The organism is Pseudomonas sp. 51_B (assembly GCF_017491595.1).
Taxonomy (GTDB): domain Bacteria; phylum Pseudomonadota; class Gammaproteobacteria; order Pseudomonadales; family Pseudomonadaceae; genus Aquipseudomonas; species Aquipseudomonas promysalinigenes.
Genome location: NZ_JAFGYW010000017.1, coordinates 56,998 through 73,591 on the forward strand (window position 1 = coordinate 56,998; position 16,594 = coordinate 73,591).

At 60.7% G+C, this 16,594-nt stretch carries 12 protein-coding genes; 7 read left to right on the forward strand and 5 right to left on the reverse strand.

The genetic code is table 11. The features are described from left to right. Positions 1-239: 239 nt before the first annotated feature. From J5M56_RS17455 to J5M56_RS17465, 3 genes are all read right to left on the reverse strand, one after another. A complete protein-coding gene (locus J5M56_RS17455) occupies positions 240-1,127 on the reverse strand; it encodes a pirin family protein (RefSeq protein WP_207937414.1) in 888 nt (295 codons plus the stop codon). A 100-nt stretch (positions 1,128-1,227) separates the two neighbouring features. After that, a complete protein-coding gene (locus tag J5M56_RS17460; protein ID WP_207937415.1) occupies positions 1,228-2,100 on the reverse strand; it encodes an alpha/beta hydrolase in 873 nt (290 codons plus the stop codon). 20 nt (positions 2,101-2,120) lie between these two features. After that, positions 2,121-2,750 (reverse strand): LysE family translocator, encoded by a 630-nt coding sequence (locus J5M56_RS17465; protein WP_186477377.1) that lies wholly within the window; start codon positions 2,748-2,750, stop codon positions 2,121-2,123. Positions 2,751-2,869: 119 nt separating this feature from the next. Between J5M56_RS17465 and J5M56_RS17470 the strand changes: the two genes are divergently transcribed. Further along, the gene (locus J5M56_RS17470) at positions 2,870-3,349 is read left to right on the forward strand and encodes a GNAT family N-acetyltransferase (protein ID WP_186477134.1); all 480 of its coding nucleotides are present in this window, start codon (positions 2,870-2,872) and stop codon (positions 3,347-3,349) included. A 3-nt stretch (positions 3,350-3,352) separates the two neighbouring features. Here the strand turns inward: J5M56_RS17470 and J5M56_RS17475 are convergent, their stop codons facing one another. Next, positions 3,353-4,486 carry an MFS transporter gene (locus tag J5M56_RS17475; RefSeq protein WP_186477133.1) on the reverse strand — a complete coding sequence of 378 codons (1,134 nt, stop codon included), beginning with the start codon at positions 4,484-4,486 and terminating at the stop codon, positions 3,353-3,355. Between the two features lie 260 nt (positions 4,487-4,746). Between J5M56_RS17475 and mexE the strand changes: the two genes are divergently transcribed. The 5 genes from mexE (at position 4,747) to J5M56_RS17500 (ending at position 13,523) form a co-directional block, all read left to right on the forward strand. Next, positions 4,747-5,988 (forward strand): multidrug efflux RND transporter periplasmic adaptor subunit MexE, encoded by a 1,242-nt coding sequence (mexE, locus tag J5M56_RS17480; RefSeq protein ID WP_207937416.1) that lies wholly within the window; start codon positions 4,747-4,749, stop codon positions 5,986-5,988. Between the two features lie 12 nt (positions 5,989-6,000). Then, positions 6,001-9,180: an efflux RND transporter permease subunit gene (locus J5M56_RS17485; RefSeq protein ID WP_060476522.1), complete on the forward strand. Its 3,180-nt coding sequence runs from the start codon at positions 6,001-6,003 to the stop codon at positions 9,178-9,180. Further along, on the forward strand, positions 9,177-10,595 hold the full coding sequence (locus J5M56_RS17490) for a TolC family protein (RefSeq protein WP_207937417.1): 1,419 nt from the start codon (positions 9,177-9,179) through the stop codon (positions 10,593-10,595). The genes J5M56_RS17485 and J5M56_RS17490 overlap by 4 nt, the downstream gene beginning before the upstream one ends. A 164-nt stretch (positions 10,596-10,759) precedes the next feature. Beyond that, positions 10,760-11,815: a tetratricopeptide repeat protein gene (locus J5M56_RS17495; protein WP_207937418.1), complete on the forward strand. Its 1,056-nt coding sequence runs from the start codon at positions 10,760-10,762 to the stop codon at positions 11,813-11,815. Positions 11,816-11,918: 103 nt separating this feature from the next. Beyond that, positions 11,919-13,523 (forward strand): response regulator, encoded by a 1,605-nt coding sequence (locus J5M56_RS17500; RefSeq protein ID WP_207937419.1) that lies wholly within the window; start codon positions 11,919-11,921, stop codon positions 13,521-13,523. Positions 13,524-13,529: 6 nt separating this feature from the next. On the opposite strand, the gene J5M56_RS17505 is transcribed toward J5M56_RS17500, so the two are convergent. Then, positions 13,530-15,518 carry a PAS domain-containing sensor histidine kinase gene (locus tag J5M56_RS17505; RefSeq protein ID WP_207937444.1) on the reverse strand — a complete coding sequence of 663 codons (1,989 nt, stop codon included), beginning with the start codon at positions 15,516-15,518 and terminating at the stop codon, positions 13,530-13,532. 296 nt (positions 15,519-15,814) lie between these two features. On the opposite strand from J5M56_RS17505, the gene J5M56_RS17510 reads away from it, so the two are divergent. Next, on the forward strand, positions 15,815-16,501 hold the full coding sequence (locus J5M56_RS17510; protein WP_060476527.1) for a type 1 glutamine amidotransferase domain-containing protein: 687 nt from the start codon (positions 15,815-15,817) through the stop codon (positions 16,499-16,501). Positions 16,502-16,594 lie beyond the last annotated feature (93 nt).

Here is a 16,594-nt window from a genome sequence, read left to right on the forward strand (position 1 = left end):
TGGCCTGTTGTGTGATTACGCCTCATAGGGGCAGGATGCCAATTGAGAATGAGCATGCCAAAGCGGCCTTCCATGGTCTTTGGCAATGGTGATGCCTAAGAATCCTTAAGCACCTTAGTGGAAGAACGCCCGGCGCCTTCGACTGTTCGATCGAATGCTGGCACTTCGCGACAGGCGGTAAGCGTGGGCGGGCACTTGGGACAAAAGCTTATTGGCGCGGCGTCACCCAAGGGCATCGATCAACGGGAAGTATCAGCGGCATTCCCTGCCATGTGCCCGAAGCGTCCGGAGTGAAAGTCGTCGAAAGACTCCGCGATCTCTGCTTGGGTGTTCATCACGAAGGGGCCATACCCCACGATCGGCTCATCGATGGGTTCGCCACTGAGCAACAGCAAGCTGGCCCGCTCAAGCGCCTCAATGGCCACGTCCTCGCCCTCGCGCTCAAGTAGCACAAGGCTGGCCGGGCCTGCGTCACGCTCACCGTTGACGCGCACAGTGCCCCGCAGCACCACCAGCGCGGCGTTACGCCCAGCCGCAACGGGTAATTGCAGCGTGCTGCCGGCATTCAACTGCATGTCCCAAACGTCCATGGCAGTGAAGGTCTTCGCAGGGCCGCTAAGGCCTTGATAAGCCCCAGCGATCACGCGCAAGCTCCCAACATTGTCTGGCAGTTGCAGCACTGGAATATCGGCAGACAACAGCGTCTGGTAGCCAGCGGCTGCGCGCTTGTCCCGTGCTGGCAGATTGACCCACAGTTGGACCATTTCCAGCGTACCGCCGCTGCGCGCGAACGCCGGGGAGTGAAACTCCTCGTGGATGATGCCATTGGCTGCCGTCATCCACTGCACGTCACCGGGGCCGATCAACCCACCGGCTCCTGTGGAGTCTCGGTGCTCCAGTTCACCCTGATAGACGATGGTGACGGTTTCGAAACCTCGATGCGGGTGCTGGCCTACACCTCGCCGGCCATTGGTGGGGGTGAAGTCATGAGGGCCAGCATAATCGAGCAACAGGAATGGGCTGATCTTGCTAGCCAGGTCGTCGTAGGTGAACAGGCTGCGCACCGGGAAACCATCGCCCACCCAATGAGCGTGGGGGCTGCGGTGTATACCCAGAATTTTTTTCACGAGAAACCTCCTCTTAATACTGGGTAGACCTTAGCAATGCTACTAATCGACCGGTAGCCAGGCATACTGGCATTGATTGTTCCACCAGTGGAACAATCCTTTAGCCAAGTAAATGCTCAAGCACCTTTCGCCCGGCCATAGCTGGGTCCTCCTGCATGAAGCAGTGCCCGCCAGGAACTTGAAGAGCGCTCACCAGCGGGTTGAGGCTTGACAAGCGCTGCACCGAGCGGGGCACGAACGGATAGGTTTGCCCGCCATAGAGCACCCGCGTAGGCACTTGGATCGAACCCATTTGCGCCCACATCCGTGAAGGGAACGAGCTGAAGATTTCCACCTCCCGGCTGGGTCGACACTTCAGTACCACGCCCTCGCCACAATCGCCGATGGCATGCTCGACATAGGCCTCAAGTGCGGCGTCGCTCCACCCCTTGAAAATGCCCCGCCCCTGTAGCGATACGCGTGCCGACTCCCGGTTCGGCCAATGGCTGCGTCGGCTGGCCGCCTTGCGAGCCAAGGCGTGATGCCGGTGCAGGCCAACCCACGCTGCCGCCCCCATCACGCCCAGCATGCGCCGGCTGAACAACACTGGGTCGAGCAATACTGCGCGCGCGAACAGACCCGGTTCACTGGCCAGCATCAAACCGGTCAACACCCCGCCAAAGCTATGCCCCACGGCGTAACGAGCAACTTCGCCATACTCCCTGCGGCCAGCCTCGAAGGCCTCGATAGCCAACGCTGCGCTGCGGTTCCAGCCTAGAAAATCGCCACCATGGTCACTGTCACCATGGCCCTGGACATCACTGAGCCACAAATCGAAGTGGTCGCTCAGGGTCATGAGCAAAGGCTGATAGGCCAGGCAACAAAAGCCATTACCGTGCAGAAAGTGCAGCAGCGGCTTGCCGCTGGCGGGTGAACGCCATCCACGCAAGGTAAAGCCTTCACGGGCCTCGAAGGACCAGGGGATCAACTGCATGGTTTACTGCACCCGATGGTTCATGAAAAGGCCGATTCTACAAACAGCAGGGGATAAAGCGAAATCACCAGCAGCACGGCCATCAGGACATTAAATAGCATCAGCCAGCGAGGATTGTGCAGCAGAGTGCGCAGCGCGCTGCCGAACATCACCCAAACGCCTACGCTGGGTAGGTTGACCAAGGCGAACAGCGCAGCGATCACCAGCACGTTCGTGACGTAGCCCTGAGCCGGCGTATAGGTTGTGATCGCACCTACCGCCATGACCCAGGCCTTTGGGTTGACCCACTGAAACGCCGCCGCGCCCCAGAAGCTCAAGGGTTTACGGGCACTGGGCGAGTCGGTTGCGAGCGGACCTGAGGTTGCGATTTTCCAGGCCAGATACAGCAGGTAAGCCGCCCCGGTATAGCGCAATACGCTGTATAGCGGCGGCCAGGCCTTGAATACCTCGCCCAGCCCTAGCCCAACCGCCAGTACCATCACCATGAAACCCACGCTGATCCCCATGGCATGGGGGATCGAACGCCGCACTCCGAAATTCACCCCCGATGCCAACAACATGGTGTTATTGGGTCCGGGAGTGATGGAAGAGACGAAGGCGAACAGCATAAAGGCGCCGAGTAAATCCAAAGACGCAAACATCGCAGATATTCCAGAATGATGGCGGGTGCTGTCACACTAGTGCAGCCGCCTGATCGGCGACCGATACAGTTAACTAAAATTACGTAGACACACCTTACTGTACCCATTCGAAGCCAAGGAAGCCTTTCATGAGCTTGAGCATTCGCCCCGCCGTTCGTAACGATGCCGCGCAGATCCTTGCGTATATCACCGAATTGGCCGAGTACGAACGCGCGCGTCACGAGGTGGTCGCCACCGTGGCCGACATCGAGAGAACCCTGTTCGACGAGGGGAGCAACGTACACAGCCTTATTTGTGAGCGTGACGGTCAAGCCATCGGTTTTGCCGTGTACTTTTACAGCTATTCGACCTGGCAAGGTCGTAATGGCATCTACCTGGAAGACCTTTACATCACGCCCCAGCAACGGGGGGGGGGTGCTGGTCGTGAGGTATTGCGGCACATTGCCCGAGAAGCGGTGGCCAAAGGATGCGGGCGTTTCGAGTGGAGCGTGCTGGACTGGAACACCCCGGCGCTCGAATTCTATCAATCTCTGGGGGCCGAGCCCCAGGCCGAGTGGGTACGCTACCGGCTCGCCGGCGACAAACTGTTGGCATTTGCACAAGGGTGACCTTCACACTCCGTTGGCCTGGTGTCTCACACGGCGCATCACCATCACCACCAACAGCACATTGGTCAGCGCCAGCAGGATGAGAGCCAACAGCACGCCGATGGCGCCGTAATGCTCGAACAGAAAGCCTCCTACCACTGGTGTCACGGCCTGCCCGATCAACGCCGGCCGAGACATCCGCCCCATCAGCAGCACGTACTGGTCTGGCGGCATCAACGCCAGCGGTAGCAGCCCCCGCACGATCGCTCGCAGGCCATTGCCACAGCCAAATATCAGCAAACCCACGGCCGTGGCTGCAGGCACGAATGCCACGATCAGCAGCCCGGCCAGCACCAGGCTGACCCAGGCCAGCGCGGTCCATATCGGGTGACGTTTGCCCGCCAGGATCTGCAATACCCGCGATGCCACCTGGCTGGGGCCGAGCATGGCCGCCAGGCCGATGGCCATCGGCAAAGAGTGCCCCAACCCCTGCAATACCGCCACCAGTTGTACAGCGATAGCGGTCATGATGATCGCGCCGATGGCGAACATACTCGTCAGCATCAGATACAGGCTGCGCTCCACCCCCATTGTGCTCGCCTGGGCTTGCGATCTGGCCGGCAGTTCGACCCTCCCTCCCTCTGGTAGCACCCGCCAATACAGCGGCGCGACCACGACGAGCAGCAGCAGTGCATAGCAGACGCACGTCGCTCGCCAGCCGATGTGCTCGATGCCCAATGCCACCGCTGGCCACGACAGCGTCGAAGCGAAGCCGGCAATCAGCGTGATGCCAGTGATGGCCTTGCCCGCGCCTTCGCCATACAGTCCACCGAGGGTGGCGAACAGTGCTTCGTACAAACCCATGGCCATGCCAATGCCTATTACGGCCCAGGCCATCATAAACCACGCCAAGGCGTGACTGGCGCCCATGATCAACAATCCCAACGCCACCACCGCGCCGCTGGCCGCCATTTGTGGGCGCCCGCCGTAGCGGGCGATCAGCCGGCTGGACCAAGGGGCGACCAGCGCTGAAACCATCAGGCTCAGGGACAGCGCACCGTAGACCCATTGGCTGGGCCAGCCAGTATCGCGGCTGATCGGGTCGGCCATCACGGCCATGAGAAAGAACGAGCCGCCCCAGACCAGAATCTGCAGCATACCGAGCAGAACGATGCCAAAGGGGCCGGGTAAACGCGAATGAGTCTGCAAGGTAAGCCTATGTCAAATGAGGGTGCGAAGGTCTGTGCGGCGGCAATATCATTGCAGAGCTTAACTGCAAGCACGGTCGCATGCCTGGCATCGATAGTAGTCGTGTAGATATCATTGCCCGTGATAATGACCTTCGCTGCGTTCGATTCGTGCGTTGCGCGCAAGACACTCACACTCCGCCCACTACTAATACATTGGCGGAGTTCTCCATGGATCACTCAATCAAACCCTTGCGCTTTCCCCTCGCTGCCCTGGCAGTGGTGGTGATCAGCGCTTGTGGCCGCACCCCTGACGCCGTGCAGGCTCCCGCCGCGCCCAAGGTCAGCGTTGCCAAGGTCATCGAGCAGCCGATCAACGAGTGGGACGAATTCACCGGCCGCCTGGAGGCCCCGGAAACCGTCGAAGTGCGGCCACGCGTATCGGGCCAGATCGACTCCGTGGGTTTCACCGAAGGTGCCCAGGTGAAGAAAGGCGATCTGTTGTTCCAGATCGACCCTCGTCCGTTCCAGGCCGAAGTCCGCCGCCTCGAAGCGCAATTGCAACAGGCCAAGGCGACCGCCCTGCGCAGCGCCAACGAAGCCCGCCGTGGCGAACGCCTGCGTGACAGCAATGCCATTTCCGCCGAGCTGGCCGAATCGCGCAGCAGCGCCGCTGCCGAAGCACGCGCTGGGGTCGATGCGATCCAGGCGCAGCTCGACCTGGCACGCCTTAACCTCAGTTTCACCCGTGTCACTGCGCCGATCAGCGGCCGGGTCAGCCGTGCTGAATTCACTGCCGGCAACATCGTCACCGCCGATGTGACGCCGCTGACCAGCGTGGTTTCCACCGACAAGGTGTACGCCTACTTCGACGCCGACGAGCGCGTGTACCTCAAGTACACCCAGCTGGCGCGGGAAGGCCAACGTGGTCAGAGCACCCCGGTGTACCTGGGCCTGACCAACGAAAACGGCAACCCGCACCTGGGCCACATGAACTTCGTCGACAACCAGGTCAACCCGCGCACAGGCACCATCCGTGGTCGCGCCGTGTTCGACAACCGCGACGGCCAGTTCACCCCCGGCTTGTATGCCCGCCTGAAGCTGGTGGGCAGTGCCCAATATGACGCCGTGCTGATCAACGACGAAGCTGTGGGCACCGACCTTGGCAAGAAGTTCGTGCTGGTCATGGACAAAGACAACAAGGCCGCCTACCGCGCCGTTGAGCTGGGGCCAAAGCTTGAGGGTTTACGCATCGTGCGCAGCGGCCTGGCCAAGGACGACCGCATCGTGGTCAAGGGCCTGCAGCGGGTGCGCCCTGGCTCGCCGGTGACCCCGGAAGAAACGCCTATGGCCAGTGAGCAGACCCTGGCTGCTCTGGCCCAGCAGCGCCAGGCCCTGCAAGCCAGTAACCCGGTGCAGAAGGTAGCGGGCTCAACCGATAAAGTCGCCAGCGCCCAGGCGCCACGCGGTTAAAGGACCACACCGATGAACTTTTCGAAATTCTTCATTACCCGGCCTATCTTCGCCGCGGTGCTATCGCTGGTGCTGTTGATCGCAGGCTCGATCTCGTTGTTCCAGTTGCCGATCAGTGAATACCCTGAAGTGGTGCCGCCAACCGTGGTCGTGCGCGCCAACTTCCCCGGCGCCAACCCCAAAGTGATCGGTGAGACCGTTGCTGCGCCACTGGAGCAAGCCATTACCGGCGTCGAGAACATGCTGTACATGTCCTCGCAGTCCACTGCCGACGGCAAGCTGACCCTGACCATTACCTTCGCCCTTGGCACTGACCTGGACAATGCCCAGGTGCAGGTGCAGAACCGCGTCACTCGGACCCAGCCCAAGCTACCAGAGGAAGTGACACGGATCGGTATCACCGTGGACAAGGCGTCCCCCGACCTGACCATGGTCGTGCACCTGACCTCGCCGGACAACCGCTACGACATGCTGTACCTGTCCAACTACGCCATTCTCAACATCAAGGACGAACTGGCACGCCTTGGTGGGGTCGGCGACGTGCAACTGTTCGGTATGGGCGACTACTCGCTGCGCGTATGGCTGGACCCGAACAAGACCGCTTCGCGCAACCTCACCGCCAGCGATGTGGTCGCCGCCATCCGCGAGCAGAACCGTCAGGTCGCTGCCGGCCAGCTTGGTGCCCCGCCCGCCCCTGGCTCTACCAGCTTTCAGCTGTCGATCAACACCCAAGGCCGCCTGGTCAACGAGGAAGAGTTCGAAAACATCATCGTTCGCGCTGGCGCCGATGGCGAAATCACTCGCCTGAAGGATATCGCCCGGGTCGAGTTGGGCTCCAGCCAGTACGCCTTGCGCTCGCTGCTGAACAATCAGCCGGCTGTGGCCATTCCAATCTTCCAGCGCCCCGGCTCCAACGCCATTGATATCTCCGACGAAGTGCGGGCGAAGATGGCCGAACTGAAAAAGGACTTCCCCGAGGGGATGGACTACAGCATCGTCTATGACCCAACCGTGTTCGTGCGTGGCTCCATCGAAGCGGTGGTGCACACACTGTTCGAAGCCTTGGTGCTGGTGGTGCTGGTCGTGATTCTGTTCCTGCAGACCTGGCGCGCCTCGATCATCCCGTTGATGGCAGTACCGGTTTCGCTGATCGGCACCTTCGCGGTCATGCACCTGTTCGGCTTCTCACTCAACGCCTTGTCGTTGTTCGGCCTGGTGTTGGCCATCGGCATCGTGGTGGACGACGCCATCGTGGTGGTAGAGAACGTCGAGCGCAACATCGGGCTGGGCCTCAAACCCCTCGAAGCCACGCAAAAGGCCATGAGTGAAGTCACCGGGCCGATCATCGCCACCGCCCTGGTACTGTGCGCTGTGTTCGTGCCTGCGGCGTTCATTTCCGGCCTTACCGGGCAGTTCTACAAGCAGTTTGCCCTAACTATCGCGATTTCCACCGTGATCTCGGCATTCAACTCGCTGACCCTGTCGCCTGCGCTGGCCGCGGTGCTGCTCAAGGACCATCACGCGCCCAAGGATCGTTTCTCGCGCTTGCTCGAGCGGCTGCTGGGTAGCTGGCTGTTCGCCCCGTTCAACCGCTTCTTCGACCGCGCCAGCCACCGCTACGTGGGCGGCGTACGCCGGGTCATCCGTTCCAGCGGCATCGCATTGTTCGTATATGCAGGGCTCATGGGCCTGACCTACCTGGGGTTCTCCAGCACGCCAACCGGTTTTGTGCCGGCCCAGGACAAACAGTACCTGGTGGCCTTCGCTCAGTTGCCTGACGCCGCCAGCCTCGACCGCACCGAAGCGGTCATCAAGCGCATGAGCGAAATTGCCCTTGAGCAACCGGGCGTGGCCGATTCGGTCGCCTTCCCTGGCCTTTCGATCAACGGTTTCACCAACAGCCCCAACAGCGGCATCGTGTTCACTCCGCTCAAACCGTTCGACGAGCGTAAAGACCCGAGCCAATCGGCTGCTGCGATCGCCGCTGCACTGAACGCCAAGTTCGCAGATATCCAGGACGCCTACATCGCGATTTTCCCGCCACCACCGGTACAAGGGCTGGGCACCATCGGCGGCTTCCGCCTGCAGATCGAGGACCGCGGCAACCTGGGCTACGAAGCGCTGTACAAAGAAACCCAGAACATCATCGCCAAGAGCCATGAGGTGCCGGAACTGGCGGGCCTGTTCACCAGCTATCAGGTCAACGTGCCCCAAGTCGATGCCGCCATCGACCGGGAAAAGGCCAAGACCCACGGCGTGGCGATCACCGATATCTTCGACACCCTGCAGGTCTATCTGGGCTCGCTGTACACCAACGACTTCAACCGGTTCGGCCGCACCTACCAAGTCAACGTTCAGGCCGAACAGCAGTTCCGCCTCGACGCTGAACAGATCGGCCAGCTCAAGGTGCGCAACAACCTGGGCGAGATGATCCCCTTGGCGACCTTCCTCAAGGTCAGTGACACCTCCGGCCCAGACCGGGTGATGCACTATAACGGCTTCATCACCGCCGAGATCAACGGTGCTGCAGCACCAGGCTATAGCTCAGGCCAAGCCGAAGCGGCGATGGAAAAGCTGCTCAAACAAGAGCTGCCCAACGGCATGACCTTCGAGTGGACCGACCTGACCTACCAGCAGATTCTCTCGGGCAACACGGCGCTGTTCGTATTCCCACTGTGCGTGCTGCTGGCCTTCCTGGTGCTGGCCGCCCAATACGAAAGCTGGAGCCTGCCGCTGGCGGTGATCCTGATCGTGCCGATGACCTTGCTGTCGGCTATCACTGGGGTGATCGTATCGGGTGGGGACAACAACATCTTCACCCAGATCGGCCTGATCGTGCTGGTGGGGCTTGCGTGCAAGAACGCCATCCTGATCGTCGAGTTCGCCAAGGATGAACAAGCCAAGGGCCTCGATCCCCTCGCTGCGGTGCTGGAAGCCTGCCGCCTGCGCCTGCGGCCGATCCTGATGACCTCGATCGCCTTCATCATGGGCGTGGTGCCGTTGGTGTTCAGCTCCGGTGCAGGCTCAGAGATGCGCCATGCCATGGGTGTGGCGGTGTTCTCGGGGATGATCGGTGTGACCGTATTCGGCCTGTTCCTGACACCGGTGTTCTTCTTCCTGATCCGCCGCTTCGTCGAGCGTCGCCAGGCCCGCAAGGCCGAGCACGCGCACGTGCTGGAGAACCACGCATGAACCTGCTCAAACCCCTGACCCCCAGCCTGCTGGCGCTGGCCCTGGCCGCCTGCGCGGTCGGGCCGGACTACAAGACCCCCGACACCGAGCCTGCGCGCTTGGACAACAGCAACATGCAAGCCACGGCCCTGGATCGCAATCGCTTCGAAAGCCTGTGGTGGAAGCAGTTCGACGACCCTGTGCTGAACCAGTTGGTGCAGGCATCGCTGCAGGGCAACCGCGACCTGCGCGTGGCGTTCGCGCGGTTCAAGTCAGCCCGAGCGATCCGCGATGACGCTGCCAACGATCAGTTTCCGGTCGTCACAAGCCGCGCCAGCAGCGAAATCGGCAAAGGCCAGATTCCTGGCCAGACCGATCAACGGGTCAATAGCGAGCGCTATGATCTAGGCCTGGACATGGCCTGGGAGCTTGATTTGTTCGGCCGCATCCAGCGCCAGATCGAAGCCAGCGAAGCCCAAGCAGCGGCGGCCCAGGCCGACTTGCAACAGTTGCAGGTCAGCCTGATCGCCGAGCTGGTCGATGCCTACGGCCAACTGCGGGGCGCGCAACTGCGCGAAAACATCGCCCAGGCCAACCTCAAGACTCAACAGCAATCGCGGACCATCACCGTGACCCTGCGCGACGCGGGGGTTGGCAACGAGCTTGATGTGGTGCGTGCCGATGCGCGCCTGGCAGGTGTGCAAGCCACGATTCCGCAGTTGCAGGCCGAACAGGCCAGGGCGCGTCACCGTATCGCCACCCTGCTGGGCCAGCGCCCCGAGGCGCTGAGCGTTGACCTGTCGCCCAAAGCCTTGCCGGCTATCGCCAAGGCCCTGCCGGTGGGTGACCCCGGCGAGCTGCTGCGCCGCCGCCCGGATGTGCGCAGCGCCGAGCGCCAGCTGGCTGCGGCCACTGCCAACGTGGGTGTAGCCACCGCCGACCTGTTCCCTCGGGTGAGCCTCAGCGGCTTCCTGGGCTTTACCGCTGCCCGTGGCTCGCAGATCGGCGCTTCGGCCGCCAATGCATGGGCGTTAGGGCCAAGCATCACCTGGGCGGCGTTCGATCTGGGCAGCGTAAGGGCCCGTCTGCGTGGCGCCAAGGCAGATGCCGAGGGCGCCCTGGCCAATTATGAGCAACAGGTACTGCTGGCCTTGGAAGAGTCGGCCAACGCCTTCAGCGACTACGACAAGACCCAGCAGCGGCTGATGTCGCTGATGCGCCAGAGCGAAGCTAGCCGCAAGGCCGCAGACCTTGCGTCGGTGCGTTACCGCGAGGGCACCGTGGACTACCTGGTATTGCTCGATGCCGAGCGCGAGCGCCTGAGCGCCGAAGATGCTCAGGCCCAGGGCGAAGTAGAGCTGTACCGCGGCATCGTCGCGATCTACAAGGCCCTGGGTGGCGGCTGGCAACCAGAGACGGTTGCCAGCGTGCGCTGACCCCTGCAGCTTCAACGACTCCTTTGGTTGGTTTTCCCAACCGTTTGCCCCGCCGGCTTAGGTCAGCGGGGCTTTTTTTGTCTCGCCCAGCCACCCTGCAACTTGCAGCTCAAGGCATTCTGCCCCAAGCTTTGCGTTTTCACGGCCATGGACCGCAGTGCCCGATGCCCAGACGCCACAGCTACCTGATCGCCATCCTGCTGCTGATTCTGGTGTTCATCGCCATCGTTTTACTGCGCCGGGGCGATGAGCCCTCTGCGCCAGCGCAACCGCCTTACAGCTACAGCAAGGCGCTGCGCCAGGCACATGATGGCCTGCCAGGTGCAGCCCGAGTGCTGTATCAACAGCTGCGACGCGATGATCTGACGCCGATCCGCCGCGCGGCGCTTTACGCCGAGTTGCCCAATTATCCCTCGCCCCAGGCCCTGCAGCTGGCCCGCCTTGGCTTGGAGAACGATGAACCCTTGGTGCGCCGCGCTGCCATCGCCAGTGTTCGAAGGCTCTTGCAGCCTTCCCAACGCAGCTTGGTACTAGGCCCTTTGCTGGACGATGATGATCAGAGCGTGCGCTTTGCGGCGGTTGACGCCTTGCTCGGCCTCGACCCGGACGCCATTGGCCTTTATTTCGGGCCGTTGCAGAGCGCACTGGAGCAGTACCAGCAGGTGCTGGAAACCCAGCCCGACGATGCGCAAGCCCAGGTGCACCTGGCACGCCTTTATCTGCACGAAAATGATTACGACCAGGCTGCCGCGGCCGTGCAGCGCAGCCTTGCCGTTGACCCCGAGAACCTCGACGCCCTCGCCACAAATGTACGTTTGCTCGAACGCCAGGGCCTGCATGACCAATCCCGCCAAGTGCTTGCCAAAGCCTTGGCCCTGCGCCCGAACTCAGCATTTCTGCAGTATGAACTCGGGCTGTGGCTGATTCGCCATAATCAGCGTGAGTACGCCCTGCTCGCGCTGTCGCGGGCAGTGGAACTGGAGCCTGAAAACACCGACTACCGCTACACCCTGGCGGTCACCCTGCACGACCTGGAACAACCAGACGCCGCGCAAAAGCAGCTGGAAACCGTGCTCAGCCGCCAACCGGCCAATCGCCGAGCACGGGTGCTGCTGATCCAGTACTGGAAGGAGACCGGCCAGTTACAGAACGTTCAAGTCTTACTGGCTGAGCTGGAGCGCCAGAACCCGGACGACCCCTTCCTGCAAAAAGGCCTGTAGATGCGTTGAACCCTCAGAGAATAGCCATGGTCGAGTGATTATCGGACCATTGAAGGTGACGAGGTCCCCAATCGACCTTGTCGACATCATCAGGAGAATCGCATTGGCCAGTCCGCTGTCGATGGACGAACGTGCTCTGATCCTGGCTCCGCGGCGGCTTGCCAGTAATGCTTCGAAATTGCTGGCCGCTGCCGGGGTGCAATGTTTGTGTGCAAAGGATGTCGCCAAATTGCACAGCTGCCTGTTCGAGGGTGCAGGCGTGGCAATCATTGCCGAACAGGCGCTGGACAGCGAAGCAGCGTTGCTCCTCAAAAGCTTTGTCGACCAGCAGCCGCTCTGGTCGGACCTGACCATCGTGCTTTTGACCCCTACGCCCGAGGTAACTCGCTCAAGCTCGGTGCTAGCACTTGGCAACCTCATACTGCTGGCCGTGCCGTACGATGAACAACACCTGCTTCACCTGATCCGCACAGCCTTGCGAAACCGAAGCCGGCAGTACATGGCCCGGGACCATATCAATGAGCTACAACAGTGTCTTGATGCGCGCCGCGACGAGCAGCGGGCGGCCGAACAGGCCCGGCAACAGACCCGTAAAATGGAAGCCATTGGCCAGTTAGCTGGGGGTGTTGCGCACGATTTCAATAACCTACTGACCAGCATCGGGGGTAGTTTCGAGCTGATCGAACGGCGCTTGAAGCAACATCGCAGCGATGGCTTGCAAACAATCCTGCAGATGGGCCAGGAAGCCGTGTCCCGCGCAGCAGCACTCACCCATCGGTTGTTGGCGTTTTCGTCCAGGCAGTCGCTGCAAAGCCAGCACATAGATCTGCATGCCCTGCTCGAACCACAGCGGCTTCAGGCCTGTATCGATCCTGGCGTAAGCCTGCAGGTAGAATTGCCGCAAGATCTGTGGCCGGTTCAGGCCGATAGTGAGCAACTGCTGGAGGCAATCACCAATCTTCTGGTCAATGCCTGCGAAGCCATGCCCAATGGTGGCACGGTTAGGATCCAGGCCAGCAACCAGCGTATGGATGCCCATGGCGCTGCCATCATCGCCCTGGAACCCGGCGAATTTACTCGGCTGAGCATCATTGATGATGGTCACGGCATGTCGCAAAGCACATTGGAACACGCCTTCGAGCCTTTCTTCAGTACCAAGCCCGTGGGCCGAGGTATAGGCCTTGGCCTGTCGATGGTCTACGGCTTCAGCAAGCAGTCCCATGGCCAAGTCAAACTGTGGAGTGAGATCGGCCATGGTACTCGGGTCGATCTTTATCTACCTCGCTACCTCGACCAGCAACAACCTTGCACTACACCTGAACCTTCACCACAGCCCCGTGAAGGTCGACATGTGCTGGTGGTCGAAGATGACCCCCATGTACGCCAACTGCTGTGCCAGGCACTTGAAGATGAAGGCTTCCCTTGCCAGAGTGTGGGCAACGCCACCGAAGCCCTGCAGCTGCTGCGTTCAGGGCTGGCGGTCGACCTGCTGCTAAGCGACGTCGGGTTACCCGGCATGAGTGGGCGACAACTGGCAGAGATCGCGCGAACCCTGCGCCCGCATCTGCCAATACTGTTCATCACCGGCTATGCCGAGACGGCCATGGCACGTGAAGGGTTTCTTGCCCCCGGCATGCAATTGGTGAGCAAACCTTTCGAACTCAAGCAGTTGCAGGCTCGTGTGGCCAACATATTGGGCAAACCCTGAGCGCGTTCATTCACCCAACATGATCAGCGCTTGGTTCATCAGGCTCGATAACGCGAACGGCTTGAGCAGTAAAGCGGTACCCGGTGCGTTGGACAACGGCGGTTCCAGTGGTTGGTCATTGAAGCCGGTAATCAACAGGATCTTTTGTTCAGGCCTAGCCATGCGCATCGCCCGGGCCACCTGCCGCCCGCTGAAACCGCCGGGCAAGCCGATGTCGGTGATCACCAGATCGAAGGGGCCGTGATGGCGGAAGCGCTCGAGCGCCGACTTGGCATCCCTCGCATCGCAGACATCAAAGCCGCGCTCCTGAAGGTATTCCTTCATCACCAGCCGCAGGTTCTCCTCATCGTCCACCAGCAACACGCGCTGCCCATTGGCCCTTGAAACGCTGGGTACAGGCTGCTGAGGGGCTTGGGCAATATGTTCGAGGCAACGTGGAAACAACATACAGACTTTCATACCCTGATCAGGCTCGGACTCAAGCCAGACATGGCCACCCGACTGGCCGACGAACCCATAGACCATCGCCAGCCCCAATCCGGCGCCATGGCCCATTGGCTTGGTGGTGAAGAAAGGTTCAAACGCGCGCGCCAGGTCAATCTCAGGCATACCGTGGCCATCGTCGCACACGTAGAGTGCGACATAGTCACCTGGGGCAACGCCACGCTTATCGGAAGAAGATGCCTGCACGCGCGTGTTGATCGTGCGTAACGTGACCAGGCCTTGCCCCAGGCAAGCTTCGCGCGCATTGGCTAGGAGGTTCAGCAAAGCATTCTCGAGCTGCGCGACATCCAGGCATACGGTCCAGGGTAAAAAATCCAGTTCCCAGTTCACTCGCATTTCGGCGCCCAACACCTGGCGTAGCAGCGGCTCCATCGCATTGAGTTCGCGATTGATGTCCAACGGTTTGGGTGACAACGGCTGATGGCGGGAAAATGCCAGCAAATGGTGAGTGAGCGACATAGCCTTGCTCACCGAATCGTTGGCCATCGAAACGTAACGATCGATCTGCTCGAGGCGGCCTTGCTCCATCCGTCGCTGCATCAATTCCAGGCTGCCACTGATGCCCGACAGCAGGTTATTAAGCTCGTGGGCCATGCCCCCTGCTACGTGGCTGACGGCATCCAGACGCTGACTGGCCCTGACCAGGTTGTCGAGTTGACGCAAGGCATCGTCTTGATCCTGTGACACGTCGCGGCCCACGGCAGTCAGCAACGTGCCGTCGAACGTAGCGGTCCAGCGGAACATACGGTAGTGCCCGTCCTTGTGGCGCAAACGTGTTTCCAGTTGCTCGAGCCCGCGGTCATGAACGAATTCCATCACCGCCACCTCAACCTCGGCCCTGTCGGCAGGATGGACCAATTCCAATATCGCCGTACCCCGCACTTCATCCTCGGCCCAGCCAAGAACGCGCTGCCAAGTTGGATTGACCGCTTGCAACAGCAGGTCGCGGGTCACCACGATCATGGCGTCCCGGGAAAGCTGCCAGATCTGATCGCGGTCGGCCAGAACGCGCTCGATCTGGCGCTCGAACGCCAGCGCTTGTTCACGCCATTTATCATGTGCATCGACACCGGCGCTAGTATCGATGACCGTGTGCATGAAACCTGCCACCTCATGGTCTTCGTCGCGTAGCGGGGTGTAGCTAAAAACGAAACAGGCTTGGCCGCCCATGCGCTTGCGAACGAGCCGCACAGGTTGATTCTCGACAAAGTTCGCCCCTCCATTGAATGCCTCGAACACCCAAGGCCCGATGTTCTCCCAGGCTGTGGCCCAGAGCGTGTCAAAGGCTTGGCCCAGCCCATGGCCATCACCCTCGATCAATGCCAGGTAAGGGTCGTTATGCACCACTGTCATCTCGGCGCCCCAGACCACCGCGCTGGGAAACGGCGAGAGCAGCATCATATCTACGGCTGTGCGCAAAGGTGCCTGCCAGTGCGGCAGCGCCCCAAGTGGAGTGTTATGCCAGTCGAATTGGGCAATCTGTGCAGCCATGCCCGATGGCGATTGCCCCCCAGTGGCCTGCCCCCTGCCCTGCCCCGACGCCTTGTGCGGCCTGTCTTTTGCGAACATCGCTGTGATTCCACCACTGCTGGTTGAAAGTCCGTTTTACGCATCTGCTGGAAAATCCGTCAGCGCATTCACTGCGCGCGAGTGGCGCATGCAGCAGGTGCTGCCTTGAGCATAGAAGCCGTTGCGCAATGGCGCTTGGTACAACGCAAGCTATGCTCAAAAGGTTTACCTGCGCCAAGCAACGCATAGCCTCGAAAGAATGATCAGAGAGCGTGGCGATGAGCAAGAAAATTCTCGTGGTACTGACCAATACTCCTAAATATCCCGCCATCAAACGAGCTACTGGCCTGTGGTTGGGTGAGGCCGTGCATTTCGTCGATGCCGTACTCAAGGCTGGATACCAAGTTGATTACGTGAGCCCTGGCGGCGGTTATGTGCCTATCGACCCCCATAGCTTGCAGATGGCGCCGGACCTGGACTGGCAATGGTTAGAAGACAAGTCGTTCTTGAATCTTCTAGGCTCAACCTCAAGCCCGGACCAGCTCAAGGCTGAGGATTATTGCGCCATGTATTACACCGGGGGTCACGGGGTGATGTTCGATTTCCCCAACAATCAACCGCTTCAAGGCGTGGCGCGCAAGGTCTATGAAAGCAATGGCATCATTGCCGCAGTTTGTCACGGCGTGGTCGGCTTACTGAACATCAAGCTCAGCGACAACAGCCTGCTGCTCAAGGACCGGCAGGTAACCGGTTTTTCCAATACAGAAGAGAAATTGGCAGCGTTGGACACGGTGGTGCCTTTTCTCACTGAAAATGAGTTGATCGCACGCGGCGGCCTCTATCACAAAGGCGATGACCCCTGGCAACCGTTCGTGGTTGGCGACGGGAGGTTACTCACCGGGCAGAACCCTGCCTCAACGGCGCTGCTGGCGCAAAAGGTGATTACTGCACTGCAGGCGCAGTGAGTCCTACAGGCGAGCGGCGTAGTTCACGAAGCGGCAAAGGCGTTGGACTACATCCCATGCATCGATTGATTCTTAGGCTTGCCGTTGGGCGGC

Bases quoted from the DNA above. Each gene is read 5' to 3' on its own strand.
- J5M56_RS17475 (WP_186477133.1), bottom strand. From the start codon at position 4,486: ATGCTGCAGATTCTGGTCTGGGGCGGCTCGTTCTTTCTCATGGCCGTG.
- J5M56_RS17510 (WP_060476527.1), top strand. From the start codon at position 15,815: ATGAGCAAGAAAATTCTCGTGGTACTGACCAATACTCCTAAATATCCC.
- J5M56_RS17505 (WP_207937444.1), bottom strand. From the start codon at position 15,518: ATGGCTGCACAGATTGCCCAATTCGACTGGCATAACACTCCACTTGGG.
- mexE (WP_207937416.1), top strand. From the start codon at position 4,747: ATGGATCACTCAATCAAACCCTTGCGCTTTCCCCTCGCTGCCCTGGCA.
- J5M56_RS17490 (WP_207937417.1), top strand. From the start codon at position 9,177: ATGAACCTGCTCAAACCCCTGACCCCCAGCCTGCTGGCGCTGGCCCTG.
- J5M56_RS17495 (WP_207937418.1), top strand. From the start codon at position 10,760: ATGCCCAGACGCCACAGCTACCTGATCGCCATCCTGCTGCTGATTCTG.
- J5M56_RS17485 (WP_060476522.1), top strand. From the start codon at position 6,001: ATGAACTTTTCGAAATTCTTCATTACCCGGCCTATCTTCGCCGCGGTG.
- J5M56_RS17470 (WP_186477134.1), top strand. From the start codon at position 2,870: ATGAGCTTGAGCATTCGCCCCGCCGTTCGTAACGATGCCGCGCAGATC.
- J5M56_RS17460 (WP_207937415.1), bottom strand. From the start codon at position 2,100: ATGCAGTTGATCCCCTGGTCCTTCGAGGCCCGTGAAGGCTTTACCTTG.